The organism is Bradyrhizobium sp. 40 (assembly GCF_023100925.1).
GTDB lineage: Bacteria > Pseudomonadota > Alphaproteobacteria > Rhizobiales > Xanthobacteraceae > Bradyrhizobium.
This window is the reverse complement of record NZ_CP064688.1, coordinates 5,305,263-5,325,177: the sequence shown is the minus strand read 5'-3', so window position 1 is coordinate 5,325,177 and position 19,915 is coordinate 5,305,263. Positions and strand designations below refer to the sequence as shown.

The 19,915-nt window shown below is 64.8% G+C and carries 19 protein-coding genes and 1 pseudogene; 9 read left to right on the top strand and 11 right to left on the bottom strand.

All coding sequences use genetic code 11. The annotated features are described in order from the left end of the window. Window positions 1-2: 2 nt before the first annotated feature. From paaE to IVB40_RS25630, 5 genes are all read left to right on the top strand, one after another. The gene (gene paaE, locus IVB40_RS25650) at window positions 3-1,085 is read left to right on the top strand and encodes a 1,2-phenylacetyl-CoA epoxidase subunit PaaE (RefSeq protein ID WP_247816689.1); all 1,083 of its coding nucleotides are present in this window, start codon (window positions 3-5) and stop codon (window positions 1,083-1,085) included. A gap of 55 nt (window positions 1,086-1,140) precedes the next feature. Continuing rightward, on the top strand, window positions 1,141-1,590 hold the full coding sequence (gene paaI, locus IVB40_RS25645; RefSeq protein ID WP_247359987.1) for a hydroxyphenylacetyl-CoA thioesterase PaaI: 450 nt from the start codon (window positions 1,141-1,143) through the stop codon (window positions 1,588-1,590). Between the two features lie 28 nt (window positions 1,591-1,618). After that, complete coding sequence (gene paaK / locus IVB40_RS25640; protein ID WP_247288579.1) at window positions 1,619-2,950, top strand: phenylacetate--CoA ligase PaaK; 1,332 nt, start codon at window positions 1,619-1,621, stop codon at window positions 2,948-2,950. 64 nt (window positions 2,951-3,014) lie between these two features. After that, window positions 3,015-4,019: a zinc-binding alcohol dehydrogenase family protein gene (locus tag IVB40_RS25635; RefSeq protein ID WP_247816688.1), complete on the top strand. Its 1,005-nt coding sequence runs from the start codon at window positions 3,015-3,017 to the stop codon at window positions 4,017-4,019. 2 nt (window positions 4,020-4,021) lie between these two features. Further along, window positions 4,022-5,080, top strand: coding sequence for a YeeE/YedE family protein (locus IVB40_RS25630; protein WP_247816687.1), 1,059 nt, complete (start codon window positions 4,022-4,024; stop codon window positions 5,078-5,080). Here IVB40_RS25630 and IVB40_RS25625 read toward each other — a convergent pair. After that, entirely contained in the window at window positions 5,059-5,973 is a 915-nt protein-coding gene (locus IVB40_RS25625) for a DMT family transporter (RefSeq protein ID WP_247816686.1), read from the bottom strand. The two genes, IVB40_RS25630 and IVB40_RS25625, sit on opposite strands and share 22 nt — an antisense overlap. 100 nt (window positions 5,974-6,073) lie before the next feature. Between IVB40_RS25625 and IVB40_RS25620 the strand changes: the two genes are divergently transcribed. Next, window positions 6,074-7,504, top strand: coding sequence for a PLP-dependent aminotransferase family protein (locus tag IVB40_RS25620; RefSeq protein WP_247816685.1), 1,431 nt, complete (start codon window positions 6,074-6,076; stop codon window positions 7,502-7,504). A gap of 10 nt (window positions 7,505-7,514) precedes the next feature. Here IVB40_RS25620 and IVB40_RS25615 read toward each other — a convergent pair whose 3' ends face one another. The 5 genes and pseudogenes from IVB40_RS25615 to IVB40_RS25595 all read right to left on the bottom strand — a co-directional run bounded on the left by IVB40_RS25615 (window position 7,515) and on the right by IVB40_RS25595 (window position 11,240). Beyond that, window positions 7,515-8,738 (bottom strand): bifunctional alpha/beta hydrolase/OsmC family protein, encoded by a 1,224-nt coding sequence (locus tag IVB40_RS25615; protein WP_247816684.1) that lies wholly within the window; start codon window positions 8,736-8,738, stop codon window positions 7,515-7,517. Between the two features lie 25 nt (window positions 8,739-8,763). After that, on the bottom strand, window positions 8,764-9,423 hold the full coding sequence (locus IVB40_RS25610; protein ID WP_247816683.1) for a sulfite oxidase-like oxidoreductase: 660 nt from the start codon (window positions 9,421-9,423) through the stop codon (window positions 8,764-8,766). Window positions 9,424-9,426: 3 nt separating this feature from the next. Then, a pseudogene (locus tag IVB40_RS25605) lies at window positions 9,427-9,624 on the bottom strand (alpha-ketoglutarate permease); the annotation flags it as partial. Window positions 9,625-9,752: 128 nt separating this feature from the next. After that, window positions 9,753-10,976 (bottom strand): cytochrome P450, encoded by a 1,224-nt coding sequence (locus IVB40_RS25600; RefSeq protein ID WP_027568924.1) that lies wholly within the window; start codon window positions 10,974-10,976, stop codon window positions 9,753-9,755. Window positions 10,977-11,030: 54 nt separating this feature from the next. Further along, entirely contained in the window at window positions 11,031-11,240 is a 210-nt protein-coding gene (locus IVB40_RS25595) for a ferredoxin (protein ID WP_027516766.1), read from the bottom strand. 135 nt (window positions 11,241-11,375) lie between these two features. Between IVB40_RS25595 and IVB40_RS25590 the strand changes: the two genes are divergently transcribed. Beyond that, complete coding sequence (locus IVB40_RS25590; RefSeq protein WP_247359981.1) at window positions 11,376-12,023, top strand: TetR/AcrR family transcriptional regulator; 648 nt, start codon at window positions 11,376-11,378, stop codon at window positions 12,021-12,023. Here the strand turns inward: IVB40_RS25590 and IVB40_RS25585 are convergent. The 4 genes from IVB40_RS25585 to IVB40_RS25570 all read right to left on the bottom strand — a co-directional run bounded on the left by IVB40_RS25585 (window position 12,020) and on the right by IVB40_RS25570 (window position 15,985). Then, the gene (locus IVB40_RS25585; RefSeq protein WP_247359980.1) at window positions 12,020-12,670 is read right to left on the bottom strand and encodes an aspartate/glutamate racemase family protein; all 651 of its coding nucleotides are present in this window, start codon (window positions 12,668-12,670) and stop codon (window positions 12,020-12,022) included. The genes IVB40_RS25590 and IVB40_RS25585 overlap by 4 nt on opposite strands. A gap of 63 nt (window positions 12,671-12,733) precedes the next feature. Beyond that, window positions 12,734-13,747 (bottom strand): amino acid ABC transporter substrate-binding protein, encoded by a 1,014-nt coding sequence (locus IVB40_RS25580; RefSeq protein WP_027568927.1) that lies wholly within the window; start codon window positions 13,745-13,747, stop codon window positions 12,734-12,736. A gap of 12 nt (window positions 13,748-13,759) precedes the next feature. Next, window positions 13,760-15,109 (bottom strand): aspartate aminotransferase family protein, encoded by a 1,350-nt coding sequence (locus IVB40_RS25575; protein ID WP_247816682.1) that lies wholly within the window; start codon window positions 15,107-15,109, stop codon window positions 13,760-13,762. Window positions 15,110-15,112: 3 nt separating this feature from the next. Beyond that, window positions 15,113-15,985: a MurR/RpiR family transcriptional regulator gene (locus tag IVB40_RS25570; RefSeq protein ID WP_247467239.1), complete on the bottom strand. Its 873-nt coding sequence runs from the start codon at window positions 15,983-15,985 to the stop codon at window positions 15,113-15,115. A gap of 86 nt (window positions 15,986-16,071) precedes the next feature. Between IVB40_RS25570 and IVB40_RS25565 the strand changes: the two genes are divergently transcribed. Both IVB40_RS25565 and IVB40_RS25560 read left to right on the top strand, forming a co-directional pair. Further along, a complete protein-coding gene (locus IVB40_RS25565; RefSeq protein WP_247816681.1) occupies window positions 16,072-17,259 on the top strand; it encodes an ABC transporter permease subunit in 1,188 nt (395 codons plus the stop codon). A 2-nt stretch (window positions 17,260-17,261) separates the two neighbouring features. Then, window positions 17,262-18,365: an amino acid ABC transporter permease gene (locus IVB40_RS25560; protein WP_247816680.1), complete on the top strand. Its 1,104-nt coding sequence runs from the start codon at window positions 17,262-17,264 to the stop codon at window positions 18,363-18,365. Between the two features lie 70 nt (window positions 18,366-18,435). Here the strand turns inward: IVB40_RS25560 and IVB40_RS25555 are convergent, their stop codons facing one another. Continuing rightward, complete coding sequence (locus IVB40_RS25555; RefSeq protein WP_247425937.1) at window positions 18,436-19,854, bottom strand: amidase family protein; 1,419 nt, start codon at window positions 19,852-19,854, stop codon at window positions 18,436-18,438. Window positions 19,855-19,915 lie beyond the last annotated feature (61 nt).

The following is a 19,915-nucleotide window of genomic DNA, read 5'->3' as shown; positions in this document are numbered from 1 at the left end:
CCATGTCAGCAGCCGCACCACGCTTCCATCGCCTGGCCGTCAACGACCTCCGCCGCGAGGCGTCGGACGCCGTATCGCTGACATTCGCCATCCCGGCGGAGCTTGCGACCGACTACGCCTTCACACCCGGCCAATACCTCACGCTCCGCACCATGCTGGATGGCGAGGAAGTGCGCCGCTCCTATTCGATCTGCTCCGGCCCCGACGACGGCGAGATACGCATCGCCGTAAAGAAGATCGATGGTGGCGCGTTTTCGAGCTGGGCAGCGGACGATTTGAAGTGTGGCGACGCGCTGGACGTGATGACGCCCACGGGACGCTTCGGCGTGATCCCGCCGGCCGGCGCCGGCCGCATCCATGTCGGCTTTGCCGCCGGCTCCGGCATCACACCGATCCTGTCGATCGTCAAGGGCACGCTTGCGCGCGAGCCAAACAGTCAGTTCTTCCTGTTCTACGGCAATCGCACGACCGACAACATCATGTTCCTCGAGGCGCTCGAAGAGCTCAAGGATCGCTTCATCGACCGGCTCTCGATCTTCCACGTCATCTCCGGCGAGGAGCAGGACATCCCGATCCTGCATGGCCGGCTCGACGGCGACAAGGTGCGAGTGCTGCTGCGTTCGCTGGTGCCGGCGGAAAGCGTCGATCACGTCTTCATCTGCGGTCCGTCCGGCATGAGCGAGGACATCGAGGCGACCTGCCGAGGGCTCGGCATCGCGGACGAGCGTATCCATGTCGAGCGCTTCGTCTCCGAATTCGGCGGCAAGCCGCGACCGAAGAAGATCGTTGCGCCGGACGCGCCGCCGAAAGCGATCGCGTCGCTGATCATCGACGGCAAGCGCCGCGACGTGCCGGTGGCCGAGGACGAGGCGATCCTCGATGCCGCACTACGCGCCGGTGTCGATCTGCCCTTCGCCTGCAAGGGCGGCATGTGCTCGACCTGCCGTGCAAAACTGGTGGAGGGTGAGGCGCCGATGGATATCAACTACTCGCTGGAACCCTGGGAGCTGAAGGCCGGCTTTGTCCTGACCTGTCAGGCGAAGCCATCATCGGAGCGGATCGTGGTCGATTACGACCACGTTTGACAGTTTTAGCCAGGCAGCAGAACATCGTGTCCAAACACTCGGAGGGGAGAAGCGCGTGAACGTCAAGGCCGCCTTGTCGCCCGAGGATGTAGCCCGCGCCTGCGCCGATGCGATGTGGGCGCAGGACGATGCCTCCAAAGGACTCGGCATGGAGATCGTCGAGATCGGGCCGGGCTATGCGACGCTGGCGATGACTGTACGGCCGGACATGGTCAACGGCCAGCGCATCGCCCATGGCGGTTTCATTTTCACGCTGGCCGATTCTGCCTTCGCTTTCGCGTGTAACTCGCACAACGACCGCGTCGTGGCGGCGCAGGGCCAGATCACCTTCATCAAGCCGGGCAGGCTCGGCGATCGGCTGGTCGCAAGAGCGCGCGAGGTCACGCGCGGCGGCCGCTCGGGCATCTATGACGTGCGCGTCACCGCCGGCGATACAGTCATCGCCGAATTTCGCGGGCATTCGCGGGTCATTCCCGGCAATTGGCTGCCGGCGCAGGATCAATAAAGAAAAGCAATGATGCGGGGAAACGAGGATGGCTCTGACGAGGCTCAAGGAAGGTGGTAACACCTATCGCGCCGAAATGGATGCGCATGAGCGCGCATCGCGCGACGAGATCATGGCACTCCAGACGGAGCGACTGGCCTGGTCGCTGAAGCACGCCTACGACAACGTCCCGCATTATCGCAAGGCCTTCGACGCGGCCGGCGTGCATCCGTCCGACTTTCGAGAGCTCTCGGATCTTGCGAAATTTCCGTTCACGGTGAAGACGGACCTGCGCGACAATTATCCCTTCAACATGTTTGCCGTGCCCCGTGAAAAGCTGGTGCGCGTGCATGCGTCCTCCGGCACGACGGGCAAGCCGATCGTGGTCGGCTATACGCAACGCGACATCGACACATGGTCGGACGTGATGGCGCGCTCGATCCGCGCCGCCGGCGGCCGCACTGGCATGATCATCCACAATGCCTATGGCTACGGTCTCTTCACCGGCGGGTTAGGGGTGCACTATGGCGCCGAAAAACTCGGCTGCACCGTGGTGCCGATCTCCGGGGGCATGACCGAGCGGCAGGTGCAGCTCATCAACGACTTCCGGCCCGACATCATCACGGTGACGCCGAGCTACATGCTGGCGATCCTCGACGAGTTCAAGCGCCAGAAGCTCGATCCGCGCCAGTGCTCGCTCAAGGTCGGCATCTTCGGTGCCGAGCCCTGGACCAATGCCATGCGCGGCGAGATCGAAGACGCCTTCGACATGGACGCGACCGACATCTACGGTCTTTCCGAGGTGATCGGGCCCGGCGTTGCGCAGGAATGTATCGAGACCAAGGACGGTCTGCACATCTGGGAGGATCATTTCTATCCCGAAGTCATCGACCCCGACACCGGTGCAGTGCTGCCCGACGGTGAGAAGGGCGAACTTGTCTTTACCTCGCTCACCAAGGAAGCATTTCCGGTGGTCCGCTATCGCACCCGTGACCTGACGCGGCTGTTGCCGGGGACGGCGCGGCCGGGCATGCGGCGGATGGAGAAGGTCACGGGCCGTTCCGACGACATGATCATCCTGCGCGGCGTCAATCTGTTCCCGACCCAGATCGAGGAGGTTCTGCTCGCCACCGACTGGTGCGGAGGGCATTTCATTCTGGAACTGACCCGCGAAGGCCGCATGGACGAGTTGACCATCATTGCCGAGGCGCGGCCGGAGAGCTGGGACGGCCGGGGCCTCCTCGACCATGCGAGCCGGATCTCGACGCACATCAAGAACACCATCGGCATCAGCTCCAGGGTGAGCGTGGTTGCGCCGGCCACGCTGGAACGCTCGCTCGGCAAGGCCAAGCGCCTCTATGACAAGCGGCCCAAGGATTGACTTGACGGATTGACTCGACCGTCCCCAAGGGCGACAAGGCCCGCGAGAAATCGCGGGTCTTTCCATGTCAACAGCCGATCCCAAAGCCGTCGACGCGCGCTGTGTGCGCCTCAACGCGAAGGCCGAGAACGCGGCTGCGGTTGCGCCGGTGGTTGAGCGTCGGACGTTCGCTCGCGGTCCTAGCGATCTCCTGATCGAGGTGAGGGCCGCCGCCGTCAATCCGTCCGACGTCAAGGCCGCGACCGGGCTGATGCCCTACGCCGTGTTTCCGCGCACGCCGGGTCGCGATTACGCCGGCGTGGTGATCGACGGGCCGGCCGGTATGATCGGCCGCGAGGTGTTCGGCTCCTCCGGCTATCTCGGCATCCGTCGCGACGGCACCCACGCCAGCCATCTCGTCGTTGAATCCGACGCGGTGGTGGAGAAGCCCAAGACCGTGTCCTGGGAGGAGGCCGCCGGCATCGGGGTGCCCTTTGTCACCGCCATGGAGGGCTTTCGCCGCGCCGGCGTTCCAAAGCCGGGGGAAGCGGTGCTGGTATTCGGCGTCAACGGCAAGGTCGGTCAGGCGGCGGTGCAGATCGCGACCTGGCAGGGCGCGCGTGTCATCGGCGTGGTGCGCAAAGCGGAAGCTTATGAGGGCCATACCAACGCGGCCATCGAGGTGATCGACGCTTCCGCGACCGACGTCGCCACACGCGTGCGCGAGTTGACCGGAGGTAAAGGCGCCGACATCGTCTTCAACACGGTCGGCGATCCCTATTTCCAGGCGGCGCACAAGTCGCTCGCGCTTCGCGGCCGCCAGATCCTGATCGCCGCGATCGACCGCATCGTGCAGTTCAACATCCTCGAATTCTACCGCGGGCAACACACCTATGTCGGCATCGACACGCTCGGCCTCTCGTCGATCGCGACAGGCGCAGTGCTGCGTGACCTCAGCCCGGGCTTCGCGAGCGGGCACCTGAAACCATTCCCGATCAAGGCGAACGCCGTCTATCCGCTCGAACGCGCGAAGGAGGCCTATGTCGCCGTTGCCGGCTCGTCGCGGGACCGTGTGATCCTGAAGGCTTGATCATGGAATCGACCACCCAGCTCGTCATCCTCGCCGGCCTCGGCATCGGCCTGGTTTACGGCGCCGTCGGCCTGCTCAGCGGCTTCTGCCTGATGAGCAGCATGCGCGGCTGGCTGGCGAAGGGGGATGGGCGGCTGGTACGCACCTACGCGTTGGCGATCGCGGTTGCGACCGCCGCGAGCCAATTCCTCGCCGGCAACGGCATGATCGATCTCGGCAAGTCGATCTACCTGCAACAGTCCTTTTCGGTGCCAGTGCTGTTTCTCGGCGGACTTCTGTTTGGATACGGCATGGTGCTGTCGAACGGCTGCGGTTCGCGCGCGCTGGTGCTGCTCGGTCGCGGCAATCTCCGCTCCTTCGTCGTGGTGGTCGTGCTCGCCATCGCCACGCAGATGACGCTCAAGGGCCTGATCGCGCCGGCGCGCATCGCGCTGGTCCAGGCCTCGCAAACCACGGTCAACGTGAAATCGCTGCCGTCGCTGTTGGCGATGCTCGGTCCGGCAGAAGCGGTTTCGCGCGCGATGGCTGCTGCTGTCATCGTCGTCGTGCTGATCCTGTTCGCTTTCGCGCACCCGGCGTTTCGGCGTTCGCCCGGCCAGATTGCAGCCGGTGTCATCGTCGGTCTCCTCGTCGCCGGCGGCTGGTTCGTCACTGGCTATCTCGGCGCGGATGACTTCAACCCGGTGCCGGTGACCTCGCTCACCTTCGTCGCGCCGATTGCGGACAGTCTGCAATATGCCATGCTCTCGACTGGTCTGACGCCGAATTTCGGCATTGCAACAGTTGCCGGCGTCTTCGCTGGCAGTCTGGCCACCGCGCTAGCTACGGGCCGTTTCCATCTCGAAGGCTATTCCTCGCCACGCCATATGCTGCGTTCGACCAGCGGCGCTGCGCTGATGGGTATCGGCGGCGTGATGGCGTTCGGCTGCTCGATCGGGCAAGGGCTCACCGGGGTGTCGACGCTCGCGCTGGGCTCCTTCGTCGCCATCGCCGGCATCCTGCTCGGCACGACGGCGGGCTTGCGCGGGATGCTGCGCGTTCAGCCGTTCGCGGTAGCCTGACGGCGCAGCATACGATCGCCGAGCGTGGCAAAGCCAATGCCACCGATGATCAGTCCGGCCGCGACGGCAAGACTAATATCAATAGGCTCGCCCAGCAGGATCGCAGCGCAGGCGATCCCGACGAGCGGCGTTCCGGTGGTCCCGAGCGCCGTCGTCAGAGCCGAGATGCTCTTGTTGACCATCGACATGGCCCAATAAGCCAGCGCTGTCCCGATCAGACCGGAGTACAGGAACAGCAGGACGAGTTTCCATGACCATTCCGCGTGCGGCAGCCCCTCCACGATCATCGCAGCCGCTGACAGCACGATCGTGGCAACGAGCACCTGCCAGATTAGGAGCTGAAGTGGCGATGCGATCCAGCGATGGGCCCGAATATAGATGATGTTCGCAGCCCATGAGATCGCGGCCAGGATCACCATGCCGGCGCCAAGCACGACGTTGGCATTCGTCCAGTCGATCGAGGTGGGATTCAGGATCACGGCAAGACCAATCAGCCCGAGCAGGGCGCCGGCCAGTTTTGGCGCAGTCAGCGTATCCTTCCCCAGCAGGGGCGCTGCGATCGCGACCCAGAGCGGCGTGGTGTAGCCGAGCACAATGGCCTTGCTCGCGGGCAGGAAGCGCACACCGGCCGCCACCAGGACAGAGAATATCGTCATGTGCAGCAGCGCGACACTCAGGACCACCGGAATGTCGCGCCGCTTCGGGATCACCAGATTGTTGCTGAGCCCCAGGATCACGAACAATGCTGCCAAAGCGATCCAGCTGCGGATCGCCGAGGTCCAGAGCGGCGGAAGGAATTGCACGAGTTGCTTCGTCACCGACCAGTTTACGCCCCAGGCCAGCACGACGATGAGGAATAGGCCGACGGCCGCGCGGGGCGAGAGGAAGTTCATCGGAAAATCCTTGAAGCAGTTCTATCAGGCGGATAGCATTCCGCCTGGCACCTAAAAAAGTGCCAGATCAGAAAGGATCAAGGTGCCAGTTCCGGAAAGCATGATCTCCGCCCTGATCGACCTGAACCGGGCCGACGACGAGGGGCTGGTGGCTCAACTGACGAGCCAGCTCCGAAGCTTGATCGCGACCGGCCGTCTCGTCAAAGGCCGCACGCTGCCGTCGAGCCGCCGACTTGCGAGCGATCTCGGCGTCTCGCGCAACACCGTCACCTATGCGTTCGAGCAGCTCGCCGCCGAGGGATATCTCGAGGCTTCGCACGGCCGCCGTCCGATGGTCACGGTCGAGGGCGGCGAGCGCATTGCCGAGGCGGGCGCCGTCGCATCCCGCATGCGCCTTGGCAAGCCGCGGCTTTCGCCTTGGGCTTCGAGCCTCACGCAGACCGACTGGCCGATGTCTTATCAGGCGCGACTGAGACCCTTGCGTCCCGGGCATGGCGATTTCAGGGAGTTTCCCAACGAGGTCTGGGCGCGTTGCCTGCGCCGCAGCGCCGTGCGCGCGGCCAGGCGCGAGCTCGGACCGGTCAACCGGGCGCGCCTGCGCGAGGCGCTGGCGCATTATCTCGCGACCAGCAGGGGTGTGCGCGCGACGGCGGATCACATCCTGATTTTGCCGAGCGCGCAGGCTGCGCTCACCTTGATTGCGGCTGCCCTCATCACGCCCGGCGACGACGTCTGGGTCGAGGATCCCGGCTACCCCGGCGCCGCAGCCGCCTTCCGCGCGTCCGGTGCGCGCGTGACCGGGATGAGGTTGGACGAGCAGGGCATGCAGCGGATTCCGGGGATAGCGACCCCGACATTGATCTTCATGACGCCGTCGCACCAGCACCCGACCGGCCGCCTGATGTCGCTCTCGCGCCGCACGGAGTTTCTTGGCCTGAGCAGGCCCGGCAAGACCTGGATCGTGGAGGACGATTACGACGGTGAATTCCACTATGACAGCCGGCCGGTGCCGGCCTTGCAGGGACTCGATGCCCATGGCCGCGTGTTCTATGTCGGTACGTTCTCCAAGGCCATGACCTCGGACATCCGGCTCGGCTATCTCGTCGTTCCGCCGGCCCTGGTCAACACCTTGGAGATCGCACAGCGGCACATCGGGCTGATCGCCCCGAGCCACGTCCAGGAAGCGCTGGCCGAGTTCATTGCCGACGGGCATTTCCTGGCGCATCTGCGCCGGGTGCGCCGGATCTATCATGCCCGCCGCGATCACCTCGTGGAGGGACTAGAGCGCCATTTGGGCGACGTGCTCTCTGCCGAAGTGCCCCCCGGTGGCATTCAGCTCGTCGCGCGCCTCAAGCGCGGTCGCGCGGATCAGAAGGCGGTAAAGCGGCTGGTCGAAGCGGGCGTTGAAACGCGTGCCCTGTCCGGCTTGGCACTGGGCACGCCGCGCGATCACGGTCTATTGCTCGGCTTCGCGGCCTGGCGCGAAAGCGAGATCACCGAGGCATTGCGGACGATGGCGTCGTGCTTCTAGCGCAATCGCGCTAGTCCACCGCCTTTGTGACGATGCGGATTTCCGAGGTCAGCGTCCGGTGCACCGGGCACTTGTCGGCGATCTCCATCAATTTCTTGCGCTGCTCGGGATCGAGCGCGCCGTCCATCGCGATGTCGCGCTCGATCTGGTCGAGCATGCCGTCGCGCGTCTCGCATTCCGCGCAGTCTTTTGCATAGATCTTAGAATGCTTCAGTGAGACGGTGACACGATCGAGCGGCAGCGACTTGCGGTCGGCATAGAGGCGCATGGTCATGGAGGTGCAGGCCCCGAGGCCAGCGAGCAGAAGATCATAAGGACCAGGGCCGGCATCCTCGCCGCCGGCGGCGACCGGTTCATCCGCGATCAGGCGATGCGGACCGACAGAGATGACCTGGTTGAACTTGCTCTTGCGGGTCTCCTGCACCACGACCCGGCGCGGCGCCTCCGGGAGATCCATTGCCTTCGCAGGTTTCGCCGGGTCGATGTACCGGCTTGCCCAGGCCGCGATCATGTCGGCCGCGTAGAGCGCATCGGCCGGCTTGGTCAGCAGATGATCCGCATGATCGAGCGAGACGAAGCTCTTGGGATGCCGGGCGGAGACGAAGAGCTTCGTCGCATTGTCGATGCCGACGGTATCGTCGGCGGGAGAATGCATGACCAACAGCGCCTTGTGCAGGCCGGTGACGTCCTTCATCAGCTCGTGCTCGGCGATGTCGTCGAGGAATTCGCGCTTGATCCGGAACGGGCGTCCCGCAAGCGAGACTTCGACCTCACCTTGGGTGCGAATGTCGTCGAGATGCTCTTTGAACAGGCCGGTGACGTGGGCGGGATCGGATGGTGCCGCGATGGTCACAACCGCCTTGGCCTCCGGGATGCGTCCGGCTGCCGCGAGGATCGCGGCGCCGCCGAGGCTGTGACCGATGAGGATCGACGGCGCCTTGCGGACGCTACGCAGATGATCGGCGGCGCGCACGAGATCGGCGACATTGGAGGAAAACGTCGAATTGGCGAAATCTCCTTCACTGGAGCCGAGCCCGGTGAAGTCGAAGCGCAGCACCGCGATGCCCTTGGCGGCGAGCGCGACCGAGATGCGCTTGGCGGCCAGCGTGTCCTTGCCGCAAGTGAAGCAATGCGCGAACAGCGCGATGGCCGCCGGCTCGCCGTCGGGTAGCTCCAGCGCGGCCGAAAGTTGATGGCCGCCTTCGCCGGTGAATTGAAAGCGCTCTGTCGGCATGGGCTTCCCCCGTTCTTGCTTGAATCTAATCGCCCGAATAGCGCTGCTCTGCCCAGGGATCGCCGCGATTATGATAGCCGCGGATTTCCCAGAAGCCCGGCGCGTCCTCGGTCAGGAATTCGATCGACTGAACCCATTTGGCGCTCTTCCAGAAATACAGATGCGGCACCACCAGCCGCACCGGACCGCCATGTTCGGCCGACAATGGCTCACCGGACCAGCTATGGGCGAGCAATGCATCCTCGGCTGCAAAGTCGTCCAGCGCGAGGTTGGTGGTGTAGCCGTCATGGGAATGCAGCACGACGAAGCGCGCGTCCTCGCGCGGCTGGGAGGCCGCGAGCAGCTCGCGCGTAGCGAGCCCCTCCCACTCATTGTCGTAGCGCGACCAGGTCGTGACGCAGTGGATGTCGGAGGTGAACCGCGCCTGCTTCTGGGCGGCGAACTCGGCAAAGGTCCAGAACACGGGGGTCTCGATTGCGCCGTAGACGTCGAGCCGCCAGCGCTCGCGCGAAACTGGCGGCACGACGCCGAGATCGAGCACCGGCCAGTCTTTTGTCAGATGCTGGCCGGGCGGCAGGCGCTGATCTTCCGGGCGCGTGATCTTGCCGGTCAAAAAGCGGCCTTCGCGCGCCCATTTTTCCTTGGTGCGCGTCAGCTTGCTGTCGGATGGCGTCTCGTCGGTCATGAGCTACTCGTGCCGGTGCATCGCGGAGGCATGCTTGGTGCTGCGCATGGTGGAATAGATGATCAGCGACAGGCAGATGATACCAGCGAGATAGTAGTAGAACCACTCCTCATGCCCGATGCTCTTGAAATAGAGCGCGATTGCCGGCGCCGTGCCTCCGAACACCGAGACGGTGATCGCATAGGGCAGGCCTACGCCGAGGTTGCCGATCGAGCCGATGAAGGTCGCGTTGATCCGCGCTGGGCGCTGGCGACATCAAAATGCTCAGAGGCCGGTTTGGCTGGTTGCTCAGTCACGGCCCGCCTCTCCGCATCGCTGTTTGGAGAGGTCTACATCGCCTTTCCAAGCAAAAATGGCAACTGGCGGGGACCTCTGACGGTTCCCTGTGACCAGGTCACCGTGCCCGCCGGATCGAGGGCGAAGTCCGGAATTCGCTTCAGCCATTCCTCCAGCGCAACCTGCATCTCCATGCGCGCAAGGTTCGAGCCGACGCAGCGGTGGATACCGAGGCCGAAGGCGGCGTGGCGGTTCTCACGGCGGTCAATCACGACCTTGTCAGCATCCGGAAACATTTTCGGGTCACGGTTGGCGGCCGGGAAGGACAGCAGCACCATGTTGCCTGCCTTGACCGGGCAGCCGGAAATCGTGGTCTCCTTGACCACTTCGCGCGCCATCGTCACCGGCGAATAGGCGCGCAGCAGCTCCTCCACCGCGGTCGGGATCAGTCCGGGCTCGGCGACCAGGCGCTGGCGGTCGGCCGGCGTCCGGGCGAGGTGCCAGAGCGAGGAGCCGATCGCGCTCCAGGTGGTGTCGATGCCGGCGATCAGGAGCAGTCGCAGCGAGCCCAGCACGTGCGAATCCTCGAGCGGATTGCCCTCCTTGTCCCTGGCATTCATCAGGTAGGAAATGAGGTCGTCGGTCGGCTTGTTCTTGCGCGCTTCGATATGGGCGCTGAAATAGACGGTCATCTCTTGCACCGCCTGGAGCAGCGTGTTTTCGTCCTTGATGCCAAGTTCCAGGATCATGTGGATCCAGCGGATGAAGAGATCGCTGTCTGTCTCGGGGATGCCGAGCATGTGGGCGATCGCGCGAACCGGAATGTGCTTGGTGTAGCGCTCTGCCGCGTCCAGTCCGCCTTCAGTGATGAAACCGTCGATCAACTCGTTGCAGATCGCGCGCACCCGCGGTTCCAGCTTCTTCATCGCGTCCGGCGTGAACGGCGGCAGCAGCAATTGCTTGGCTGGCTTGTGCACCGGCGGATCGGACGTGATCGGCGGGGCGGAGTTTCTGCTGGTGATCTCCGGCCGAACGTCACGGACGATGATGCGGCGCGAGGAGAAATGCTCGCTGTCGTTGGCGATCTGGCGCACCGCTTCATAGGTCGTCGGCAGGTAGCAGCCGAGGAAGCGGTCGGTATGCACGACCGGGCTTGCGGCGCGCAGCTCGTCCCAGATCGGGAAAGGATCTTCCGTCCATTGCGGATCGGTGTGGTCGAAATCATGGACCCAGTCGGTCACGGGCGGATGGGCGGCGGGCTGGCTGACGTCGGACATCTCGAAATCCCTTGGGGCTCGTGTGCACGGAAGGCTCGCGGGGCAGCGGCTGCGCTACTCCTCGATCACGTCGATCGCGATTTCCGGACAATTGGATTTGGCGAGCCAGGCCTTGTCTTCGAGGCCGGATGGGACGGTGCCGTCGCCGGCTTCGTGGGCGTTGCCGTATTCGTCCAGCTCGAACAGCTCCGGCGCCAGCGCCTTGCAGCGCGCGTGCCCCTGGCATTTGTCCGGATCGACGCGAACCCTCAGTCGCTCTGTCATGGCGGCTTCCTCGGTCGTATGCGCTCCGGCCTGAAGGCGGCGCGCGCTCCCATCTGAGTTCTTATTCAAGTTATAGGATATTACATTCGCGGCGGGCTTCCCCTGTCAAGCGCAAACTTATAGGCTCTGCGCAACATGCGTTCACAACTTTCCCGCAAGCCCGAGAACACCTACCACCATGGCGATCTCCGCGACGCCTTGATCAAGGCCGCGCTGCGCGAAGCCGAGCAGGGCGGGACGGAGGCGATCAGCATCAAGGCGCTGGCAAAGCAGCTGGGTGTCTCGCAGCCGGCGCCCTACCGGCATTTCGCCGATCGCGAGGCGCTGCTTGCGGCGGTGACGGCGGAGGCGTTCCGGCAGCTCAACGGGATCTTGCGGGCGGCGATGGCAAAGCCGTCGAAGCGGTCGAAGCTGTCGCTGTTGGCGCAGGCGACGCTGGATTTCGGCTTACGCCGCAATGGCATCTACCGCTTGATGTTCGCCTCTCGCACGGTGTCGTGTGCGGCGAAAGGTAGCGAGTTGCACGAAGCGACCCGCGAAACGTTTGCGCTCGTGATCGAGGCACTGGAAGCTCCGGCTGTTGATTACTTGCGCGAGCGGCAGGCGCTCAAGATCTGGGCGGCGGTGCACGGCGTGGTGATGCTGGCTGAGCAGGGACTGTTCACCGGCGAGGCGGCTCATGCCACGCGCGAAGACCTGGTCGAGGACTTTGTCAGCGAAACCAAGGCAGCGCTTGCGGTGGCGATCAAGGGCGCACGGCGCCGGAAAAAGGCCGGCGCTTAAGCCTTTGCCGCCAACAGCTTCCTCAGCTTCTCGACGGCGCTGTCAGGCGTGGTCACGACGGGGCGGCCGGTAGCTTCTGCCACGAGGGGCGCCGTTGCCGCGATGCTGAACTGCGCGAGCGCGATGACGTCGCAATCGCGCAAATCATGTGAGGCTTCCACGATCAGCCGGTCATGCGTAGCGCGGTCGCCGCGGTCGAGTGCGGCCAGCGCGCCTTCGGCTAGTTTCGGCACGACCTGGACGGAGGAAGGAAACTCCGGCGGCATCGAGGCCAGCGTCGGCGCGAAAGTCGAGAGCAGGCCGATACGCCGGCCCACGGTCACCGCCCGTTCGATCATGGCCTCGTTCGGCTTGAGCACCGGCATCGGCGCATGTGCGCGCGCAACCGCCTCGATGCAGGGACCGAACGCCGAGCAGGTGAACAGGATCGCATCAGCGCCTGTCACCGCGGCGTAGTGGCCGAGCGCAAGAAAGCGTTCGGTCATGGCATCATTGAGCCTGCCATCATGTGCCAGATCCGACGACAGGCTGTCATCGAGCAGGTTCATCAGCCGCGCTTCCGGCCACGCGTTCGCGAACGCAGCTTCGATCGGGGCGATGGAATGCTTGAGGGCGTGGATCAGGGCGATGCGAAGGGACGTCGGCATTGAACGTTACCTGATGCAAGGTCGCGAGCCCCGGACGCAGCGCGTCCGGGGCACGCAAAACGTTTACTTGAACGGCACCGCGTACATCAAGCCGCCCTTGCTCCAGAGGCCGTTGAGGCCGCGCTCGAGCTTGAGCGGGCTCGCCTTGCCGACATTGCGCTCATAGATCTCGCCGTAATTGCCGGTAGCCTTGATGGCTGTGACCAGCCATTTGTTGTCGAGCCCGAGCCGCGAGCCGAGATCGCCGGAGGCACCGAGCAGGCGCTGGATCGCGGGCGTCTGCGACTTCGCCATCTCGTCGACATTGCCTTGTGTGACGCCGAGCTCTTCGGCCTCGATCAAGCCGTAATGCAGCCAGGTGATGATGTCGCTCCAGACCTCGTCGCCATTGCGGGTGAAGGGGCCGAGCGGCTCCTTGCTGATGGTCTGCGGCAGCACGACGTAGTCGGCCGCGTTCGGCGCCGCGGTCGTCACGGCGCCTGCGAGCGCGGAAGCGTCCTGGGTCATGGCGTCGCAACGGCCGCCGAAGAAGGTCTGGTACATGGTGTCGACGCGGTCGAACACCAGCGGCTTCCAGTCGATGCCGTTGGCGCGGCCGTAATCGCCGAGCGTGACCTCATGCGTGGTGCCCTGCGCGACGCAGACGGTGGCGCCCTTGAGATCCTTAATCTCCTTCACGCCGAGGTCCTTCTTCACGACAAAGCCCTGGCCGTCGTAGAAGTTGACCGGTCCCTGCCGCAGGCCCAGCGTGACACCGCGCAGATAGGTCTGCGTCGAGTTGCGGTAGAGCACGTCGATCTCGCCGGACTGGAGCGCGGTGAAGCGGTTCTGCGCGGTCAGCGAGACGTAACGCACCTTGCTGGCATCGCCGAGCACGCCGGCGGCGAGCGCGCGGCAATAATCGACGTCGAGACCCTTGTAGTTGCCTTGCGAATCCGGCGCGGAGAAGCCGGCAAAACCGGCGCTAACGCCGCATATCAGCGTGCCGCGGCTCTTCACCGTGTCGAGCGTTGCCGCCGACGCGACCACCGTCGATGCCGCGAGCACGCCGGCTACGATAACCACTTTCCTCATCATGCTATTCTCTCCTCAGTGATTGACACGACGCAATACGTTGTCGACGGCGGTGCCGAGCTTGTCGACGATCAGGTCGATCTCCTCCGGCGAAGCGATATAGGGCGGCGCCAGCAGTACGTGGTCGCCACGGACGCCGTCCACGGTGCCGCCTCCGGGATAGCAGCCGAGACCGTTGGCGAAGGCCTCCGCCTTGATCTTCTGGTTCAGCTTCAGCGCGGGATCGAACGAGGTCCGGCTGGCGCGATCGGCGACGAGTTCGATCGCCCAGAACAGGCCGCGGCCCCTGATATCGCCGACATGACGGTGATTGCCGAATCGCTCGATGAGCCGCTGCTCGAGCTGCTTGCCGCGCTCCTTGACCCGGTCGAGCAGGCCGTCCTCGCGGATCACGTCCTGCACCGCGAGCGCAGCAGCGCAGGCGAGGGGATGCGCGAGATAAGTGTGGCCGTGCAGGAAGGCGCCCGAACCTGAGCGGACTGTATCGATGATCCTGCCACTGGCCAGCATCGCGCCGATCGGCTGGTAGCCGCCGCCGAGACCCTTGGCGATCGCCTGGATGTCGGGCGCCACGCCTTCCTGCTCCCAGGCGTGCGTGGTGCCGGTGCGGCCCATGCCGCTCATGACCTCGTCGAGAATGAGCAGCGCGCCGTGGCGGTCGCAGATCTCGCGCACCGCCTTGAAGTAGCCGTCCGGCGCCGTCACGGCACCTGCGGTGGCGCCGACGACGGGCTCTGCGAGGAACGCCGCGACCGTATTGGGACCGAGGCGGTGAAACTCGGCTTCGAGTTCGGCCGCGAGCCGGGCGACGAATTGCGCGTCGGGTTCGCTCTCGTGCTTCTCGTGATAGGCGAAGGCCGGGGTCACATGGCTGAAGGCGTCGGAGAGCAGCGGCGCGTAGGGCGCGCGGCGCCAGGCATTGCCGCCCGCCGCGAGCGCGCCGAGCGTATTGCCGTGATAGCTCTGCCGCCGCGCGATGAAGTGTTGCCGCTCCGGCTCGCCGCGCTCGATGAAAAATTGCCGCGCGAGCTTGATGCTGGCTTCAACCGCTTCCGATCCGCCGCTGACGAAATAGGCGTAGGCGAGGCCGCCGGGCTCATGGCCGACCAGCCTCTCGGCCAGCGCCTCCGCCGGCTCGGACGAGAAGAACGCGGTATGGGCATAAGCGAGGGTCGAAGCCTGCTTCGTGATCGCTGCGATCACGCGCGGATGCTGGTGGCCGAGACAGGAGACCGCAGCTCCGCCGGAGGCGTCGATAATGCGCCGCCCGTCCTCGGCGAAGAGGTAGACGCCTTCGCCGCCGATCGCCTTGGGCGGCGTTTCGCGCAGCGAGCGATGCAGCACGCGGCTGGTGCGAGCGACCATGGGTCAACCTTTCTCTGAAACGTAAGTTGAGGCCGCGGCCAGCCGCGCCTCCGTATTCTCCAGGCGCTTCTTCGCGGCCGTGCCGCCGAGCGAAAACGTCACGGCGGCGAGCGATTGCGCGATCGCAATGGCGCCGGTGAGGCTGGGGAAAAAGCCGGGAGAGGAGGCCGCCTCGAACAGCAGCACGTGGTCGGCGCCTTCGGCCATTGGCGCCGAAGGGCTATCGGCGATTGCGATCAGGGTGGCGCCGGCACGATAGGCGGCCTGCGCCACCCGGACGCTCGCATGGGTGTAGGGCATGAAGCCGATGACGATGACGGCTTCGCCGGGCCGGAACGCGCCGAGGTCGAGATCGTCGGGGCCGGACGTGCCGACGAGTTGCACCTGTTCGGGGCGAAACAGCCGGAGCTCGTAGTTGAGCAGTTCCGCGACGCTGCGGCAGCTTCGGTAGCCGGTGATCCAGACCCGCTTGGCATCGTGGAGCGCGCGTGCCGCCTCCGCAATCGGCTGGGCCGGGATGCGCGGAAGGCCGGCGGCCTCGGCTTCCAGCTTGTCGGTGACGAGCGCGACATCGGCATTCGGGCCGTGGCGGCGGCTCCTGGCGCGGCCGGAGAAGGGCGCTGTCTGCGAGGGCCGTCGCGCCTCCGTCAGTGCCGCGCGCAATTCGTCCCAGCCCGAATAGCCGATCGCCTTGGCAAGCCGCGTGAAGGCGGCGGGATCGGCGCCGGCAACCGCTGCGAGATCGCGCATCGAACGCGTGGTGGCGTCGTAATCGTTGGCCGCGACGAAACGCCCGACCTCCTGCAACCGCATCGGAAGCGATGGCAATGCAATGCGCAGTTCGCTCAGAGGCGAGGATTTGGCGGGCTCGGCCATGAAACATTTGTTGCACGAAGTAGAGTTCGGTGCAACAGTTGACGTACGCTGCCGGAAATCGCCGCCTTGAGAAGGATTTTTGTGCTGTGACGTCAGACGCTCCGAGACCGCCGCCGCGCCGTCGCTTCTTCGCCGCTTTCGGACAACGCGAGCTGAAAGGCCTGTTCTGGCAGGCCCTGGTGGTGGGGATCGCAGTCGCGGTCATCGCCTTCCTCTGGTCCAACACGGTCACCAATCTCTCCGCGCGCCGCATCACGACCGGTTTTGCCTTCCTGGGCCGAGAGGCCGGCATGCCCATCGCCGACAGCCTGCTCGCCTATAATCCGAGAGACTCATATCTCTGGGCGTTCGTCGTCGGCATCGCCAACACCCTGCGCGTCGCCGTGATCGGAATCGTGCTTGCAACCATCCTGGGCACGGTGATCGGCATCTCGCGGCTGTCGGCCAACTGGCTGCTGTCGCGGCTCGCCGCGGTGTATGTCGAAACGCTCCGCGACATCCCGCTGCTGCTCCAGCTCCTGTTCTGGTACGTGCTGATGCAAGCGCTGCCGGCCGCGCGCGCGGCATGGCGGCCGATCGAGGGCGTGTTCCTGTCTAATCGCGGGCTGATCCTGCCGGCGATTCCGATCGGGACGCCGCAGCTTTGGGTGCTCGGCACGGCAGTGCTCGGGCTTGTGGTGTTCTATGTCATCCAGCGACGGCTCATCGCGCAGCAAATGCGCGACGGCAAGCCGCGGCCGGCCTGGCCGTTTGGACTCGGGCTGCTCGTTGGGCTGCCTGCGGCGGTGTCCGTGCTGCTCGGCGTGCCCTGGACGATCGAATGGCCTGGGTTGCGCGGCTTCAACTTCGTCGGCGGGCTGACGCTCGCGCCGGAATATTTCGCGCTGCTGATCGCGCTCGTCACCTACACCTCGGCCTTCATCGCCGAGATCGTGCGCAGCGGCATCCAGTCGGTGCCGCGCGGCCAGTGGGATGCCGCCAATGCGCTCGGACTGCGCCGCAGCTTCATGCTGCGGCAGATCATCCTGCCACAGGCGCTACGCGTGATCGTGCCGCCAATGACGAGCCAATACCTCAACCTGACCAAGAACTCTTCGCTCGCGGTGGCGATCGGATATCAGGACGTGGTCTCGATTGCCAACACGACGTTGAACCAGACCGGGCAGGCGATCGAGGCCATTGCCTTGATCATGGCGGTGTTTCTGACCATCAGCCTCGGCATCAGCTTTTTCATGAACTGGTACAATTCGCGCATCGCGCTGGTGGAGCGCTGACCATGACGGCGATCGCCGACATTCCAGAAGTACCGCGCACCGCCCGCCCGCAAATTGGCAATCCGGTGCTGCGCTGGCTGCGCGCCAATTTGTTCTCGTCGATTTCCAACGGCATCCTTTCGGTCGTGTTGCTGGCAGTGCTCGCAAAGGGCCTTTTCAGCTTCGTGCAATGGGGCATCGCCAATGCGGTCTGGCTCACCCCGGCGAACGATTCCAGCGCCTGCCGCGCGGTACGCGGCGTCGGTGCATGCTGGGCGATCATCCCCGAAAAATACCGCTTCATCCTGTTCGGCACCTATCCGTTCGACGAGCAGTGGCGGCCGGCGCTGGCAGTATTGCTGTTCATCGCCCTGTTCTATCTCTCCACCCGCCGCGCCCTATGGCGGCGCGAGCTGGCCTATCTCTGGATCGCCGCTCTCGCGCTGATCAGCATGTTGATGTGGGGCGGCATACTCGGCCTGTCGTTCGTCTCGCAGGACCGCTGGGGCGGTTTGCCCGTGACGCTGATCCTGGCGACCTTTGGTCTGGCTTTTGGCTTCCCGCTCGGCATCCTGGTCGCACTCGGCCGGCGCTCAAAGCTGCCGGCGATCCGCTCGCTCAGCGTGCTCTATGTCGAACTGATCCGCGGCGTGCCGCTGGTCAGTCTGCTGTTTATGGCCAGCGTGATGTTTCCGCTGTTCATGCCGAACGGATTCAACATCGACAAGCTCCTGCGCGCGCAGGTCGCGATCATCCTGTTCGCGGGTGCCTATCTTGCCGAAGTCATTCGCGGCGGCCTCCAGGCCGTGCCGCGCGGGCAATACGAGGCCGCCGACGCGCTCGGCCTGTCCTACTGGCGCAAGAACCGGCTGATCGTCCTGCCGCAGGCGATCCGCCACGTCATCCCGCCGCTGGTCAACACCTTCATCGCCTTCTTCAAGGACACCAGCCTCGTCTTGATCATCGGTATCTTCGACTTGCTGACGACGGCCAAGACCGCGATCATCGATCCGGCGTGGCAGCAATTCTCCGTCGAGGTCTACATCTTCGTCGCCGGGATCTATTTTGTCTTCTGCTTCGCGATGTCGCGGTATAGCCGCAGCCTGGAGGCGACGAGCGGAAGGTGACTATCTCTCTTGTCCCGGCTCTGCAGCACACCGCTGAAGAAGCGCTGCGCCGCGTCCGGGACACGAGAGGCTAGTTCTTCACGCGCGGATCAATCGGCGTCGTGCCGCGCACGCCCAAAATATCCTCCAGCACCTTGGCGCCGGCGATCACATGCGCATCCGCGCGCGGAGCCCCGACGACCTGCAGACCGACCGGAAGTCCCGATGCGGTGAAGCCGCACGGCAGCGACAGCGCGGGACAGCAGGCGAGCGTTATCGCATAGACGATGCCGAGCCACTCGACGTAATTGTCGAACTTCTTGCCGGCGCATTCGGCGACATAGCGATGCTCGATCGGGAAGGGCGGCACGATCGTGGTCGGTACCAGCAGCAGATCGTAGCTCTTGAAGAACTCGACCGCACGCGCGGTCATGCCGACGCGCTGCGCCTCGGCGCGTTCGAGCTGCTCGATCGTGAGCTTGAGGCCTTCCTCGATGTTCCAGATCACTTCGGGCTTGAGCAGATCGCGCTTGGTGCGCAACAGATTGGCCTTGCTGATCGCAAAATCGAAGGCGCGCAACGTGTGGAAGCACTCGTGCGCCTCGCGCCAGTCCGGGTGCGCCTCCTCGACGATGGCGCCGGCTTCGGCAAAGCGTTCAGCCGCCTTGCGTGTGATCGCTTTGACTTCGGGATCGACCGGCGTAATGCCGAGATCGGGCGAGTAGGCGATGCGCTTCGGTTTCTTGCCTGATTGTGCCGCTGACAGGAATGAGGTCGCAGGCGCGGGAAGCGACAATGGATCGGCTGCATAGTCGCCACTCATGGCATCGAGCAGCAGCGCGAGATCCTCGACGTTGCGTGCCATCGGACCGACGACGCCAAGGTTACGATCGATGGCTGATTTTGGAGTATGTGCAACCCGGCCGATGCTCGGCCGCATGCCCACGACGCCGCAGAAAGCTGCCGGGCTGCGCAGACTGCCGCCCATGTCGGAGCCTTGCGCAACCCAGGCCATGCCGGTGGCGAGCGCAACGGCCGCGCCGCCTGACGAGCCGGCTGCCGACTTGGACGTATCCCACGGATTGAGAGTTGCGCCGAACACCTCGTTGAAGGTGTTGGCGCCCGCGCCGAATTCCGGCGTGTTCGACTTGGCATAGATGACGGCGCCGTTGGCCTCGAGATTTTCGACCAGGATGTCGGACGTCGCCGGGATGTTGTCCTTGAAGATCGGCGAGCCCTGGGTGTTCAACACGCCTGCAACATCGGTCAGGTCCTTGATCGGCACCGGCAGGGCTGCGAGCAGTCCGCGCGCGCCGGCCGGCTTCCGCATCAGCGCCTTTGCGCTATCCCGCGCGCGATCGAAGCACAGCGTCGGCAGCGCGTTGACCTTGCCATCGACTTCACCGATGCGCTTCTCCAGCACATCCAGGAGCTCCAGCGGCGACACGTCGCCGGACCGCAGCTTGTCGACGACGGTGCACGCGGTTTCGCGGATCAGGTCCTGAGACAACTATTTTACTCCTGTGCTTGTTCTAGGCTCCGTCATTGCGAGGAACGAAGCGACGAAGCAA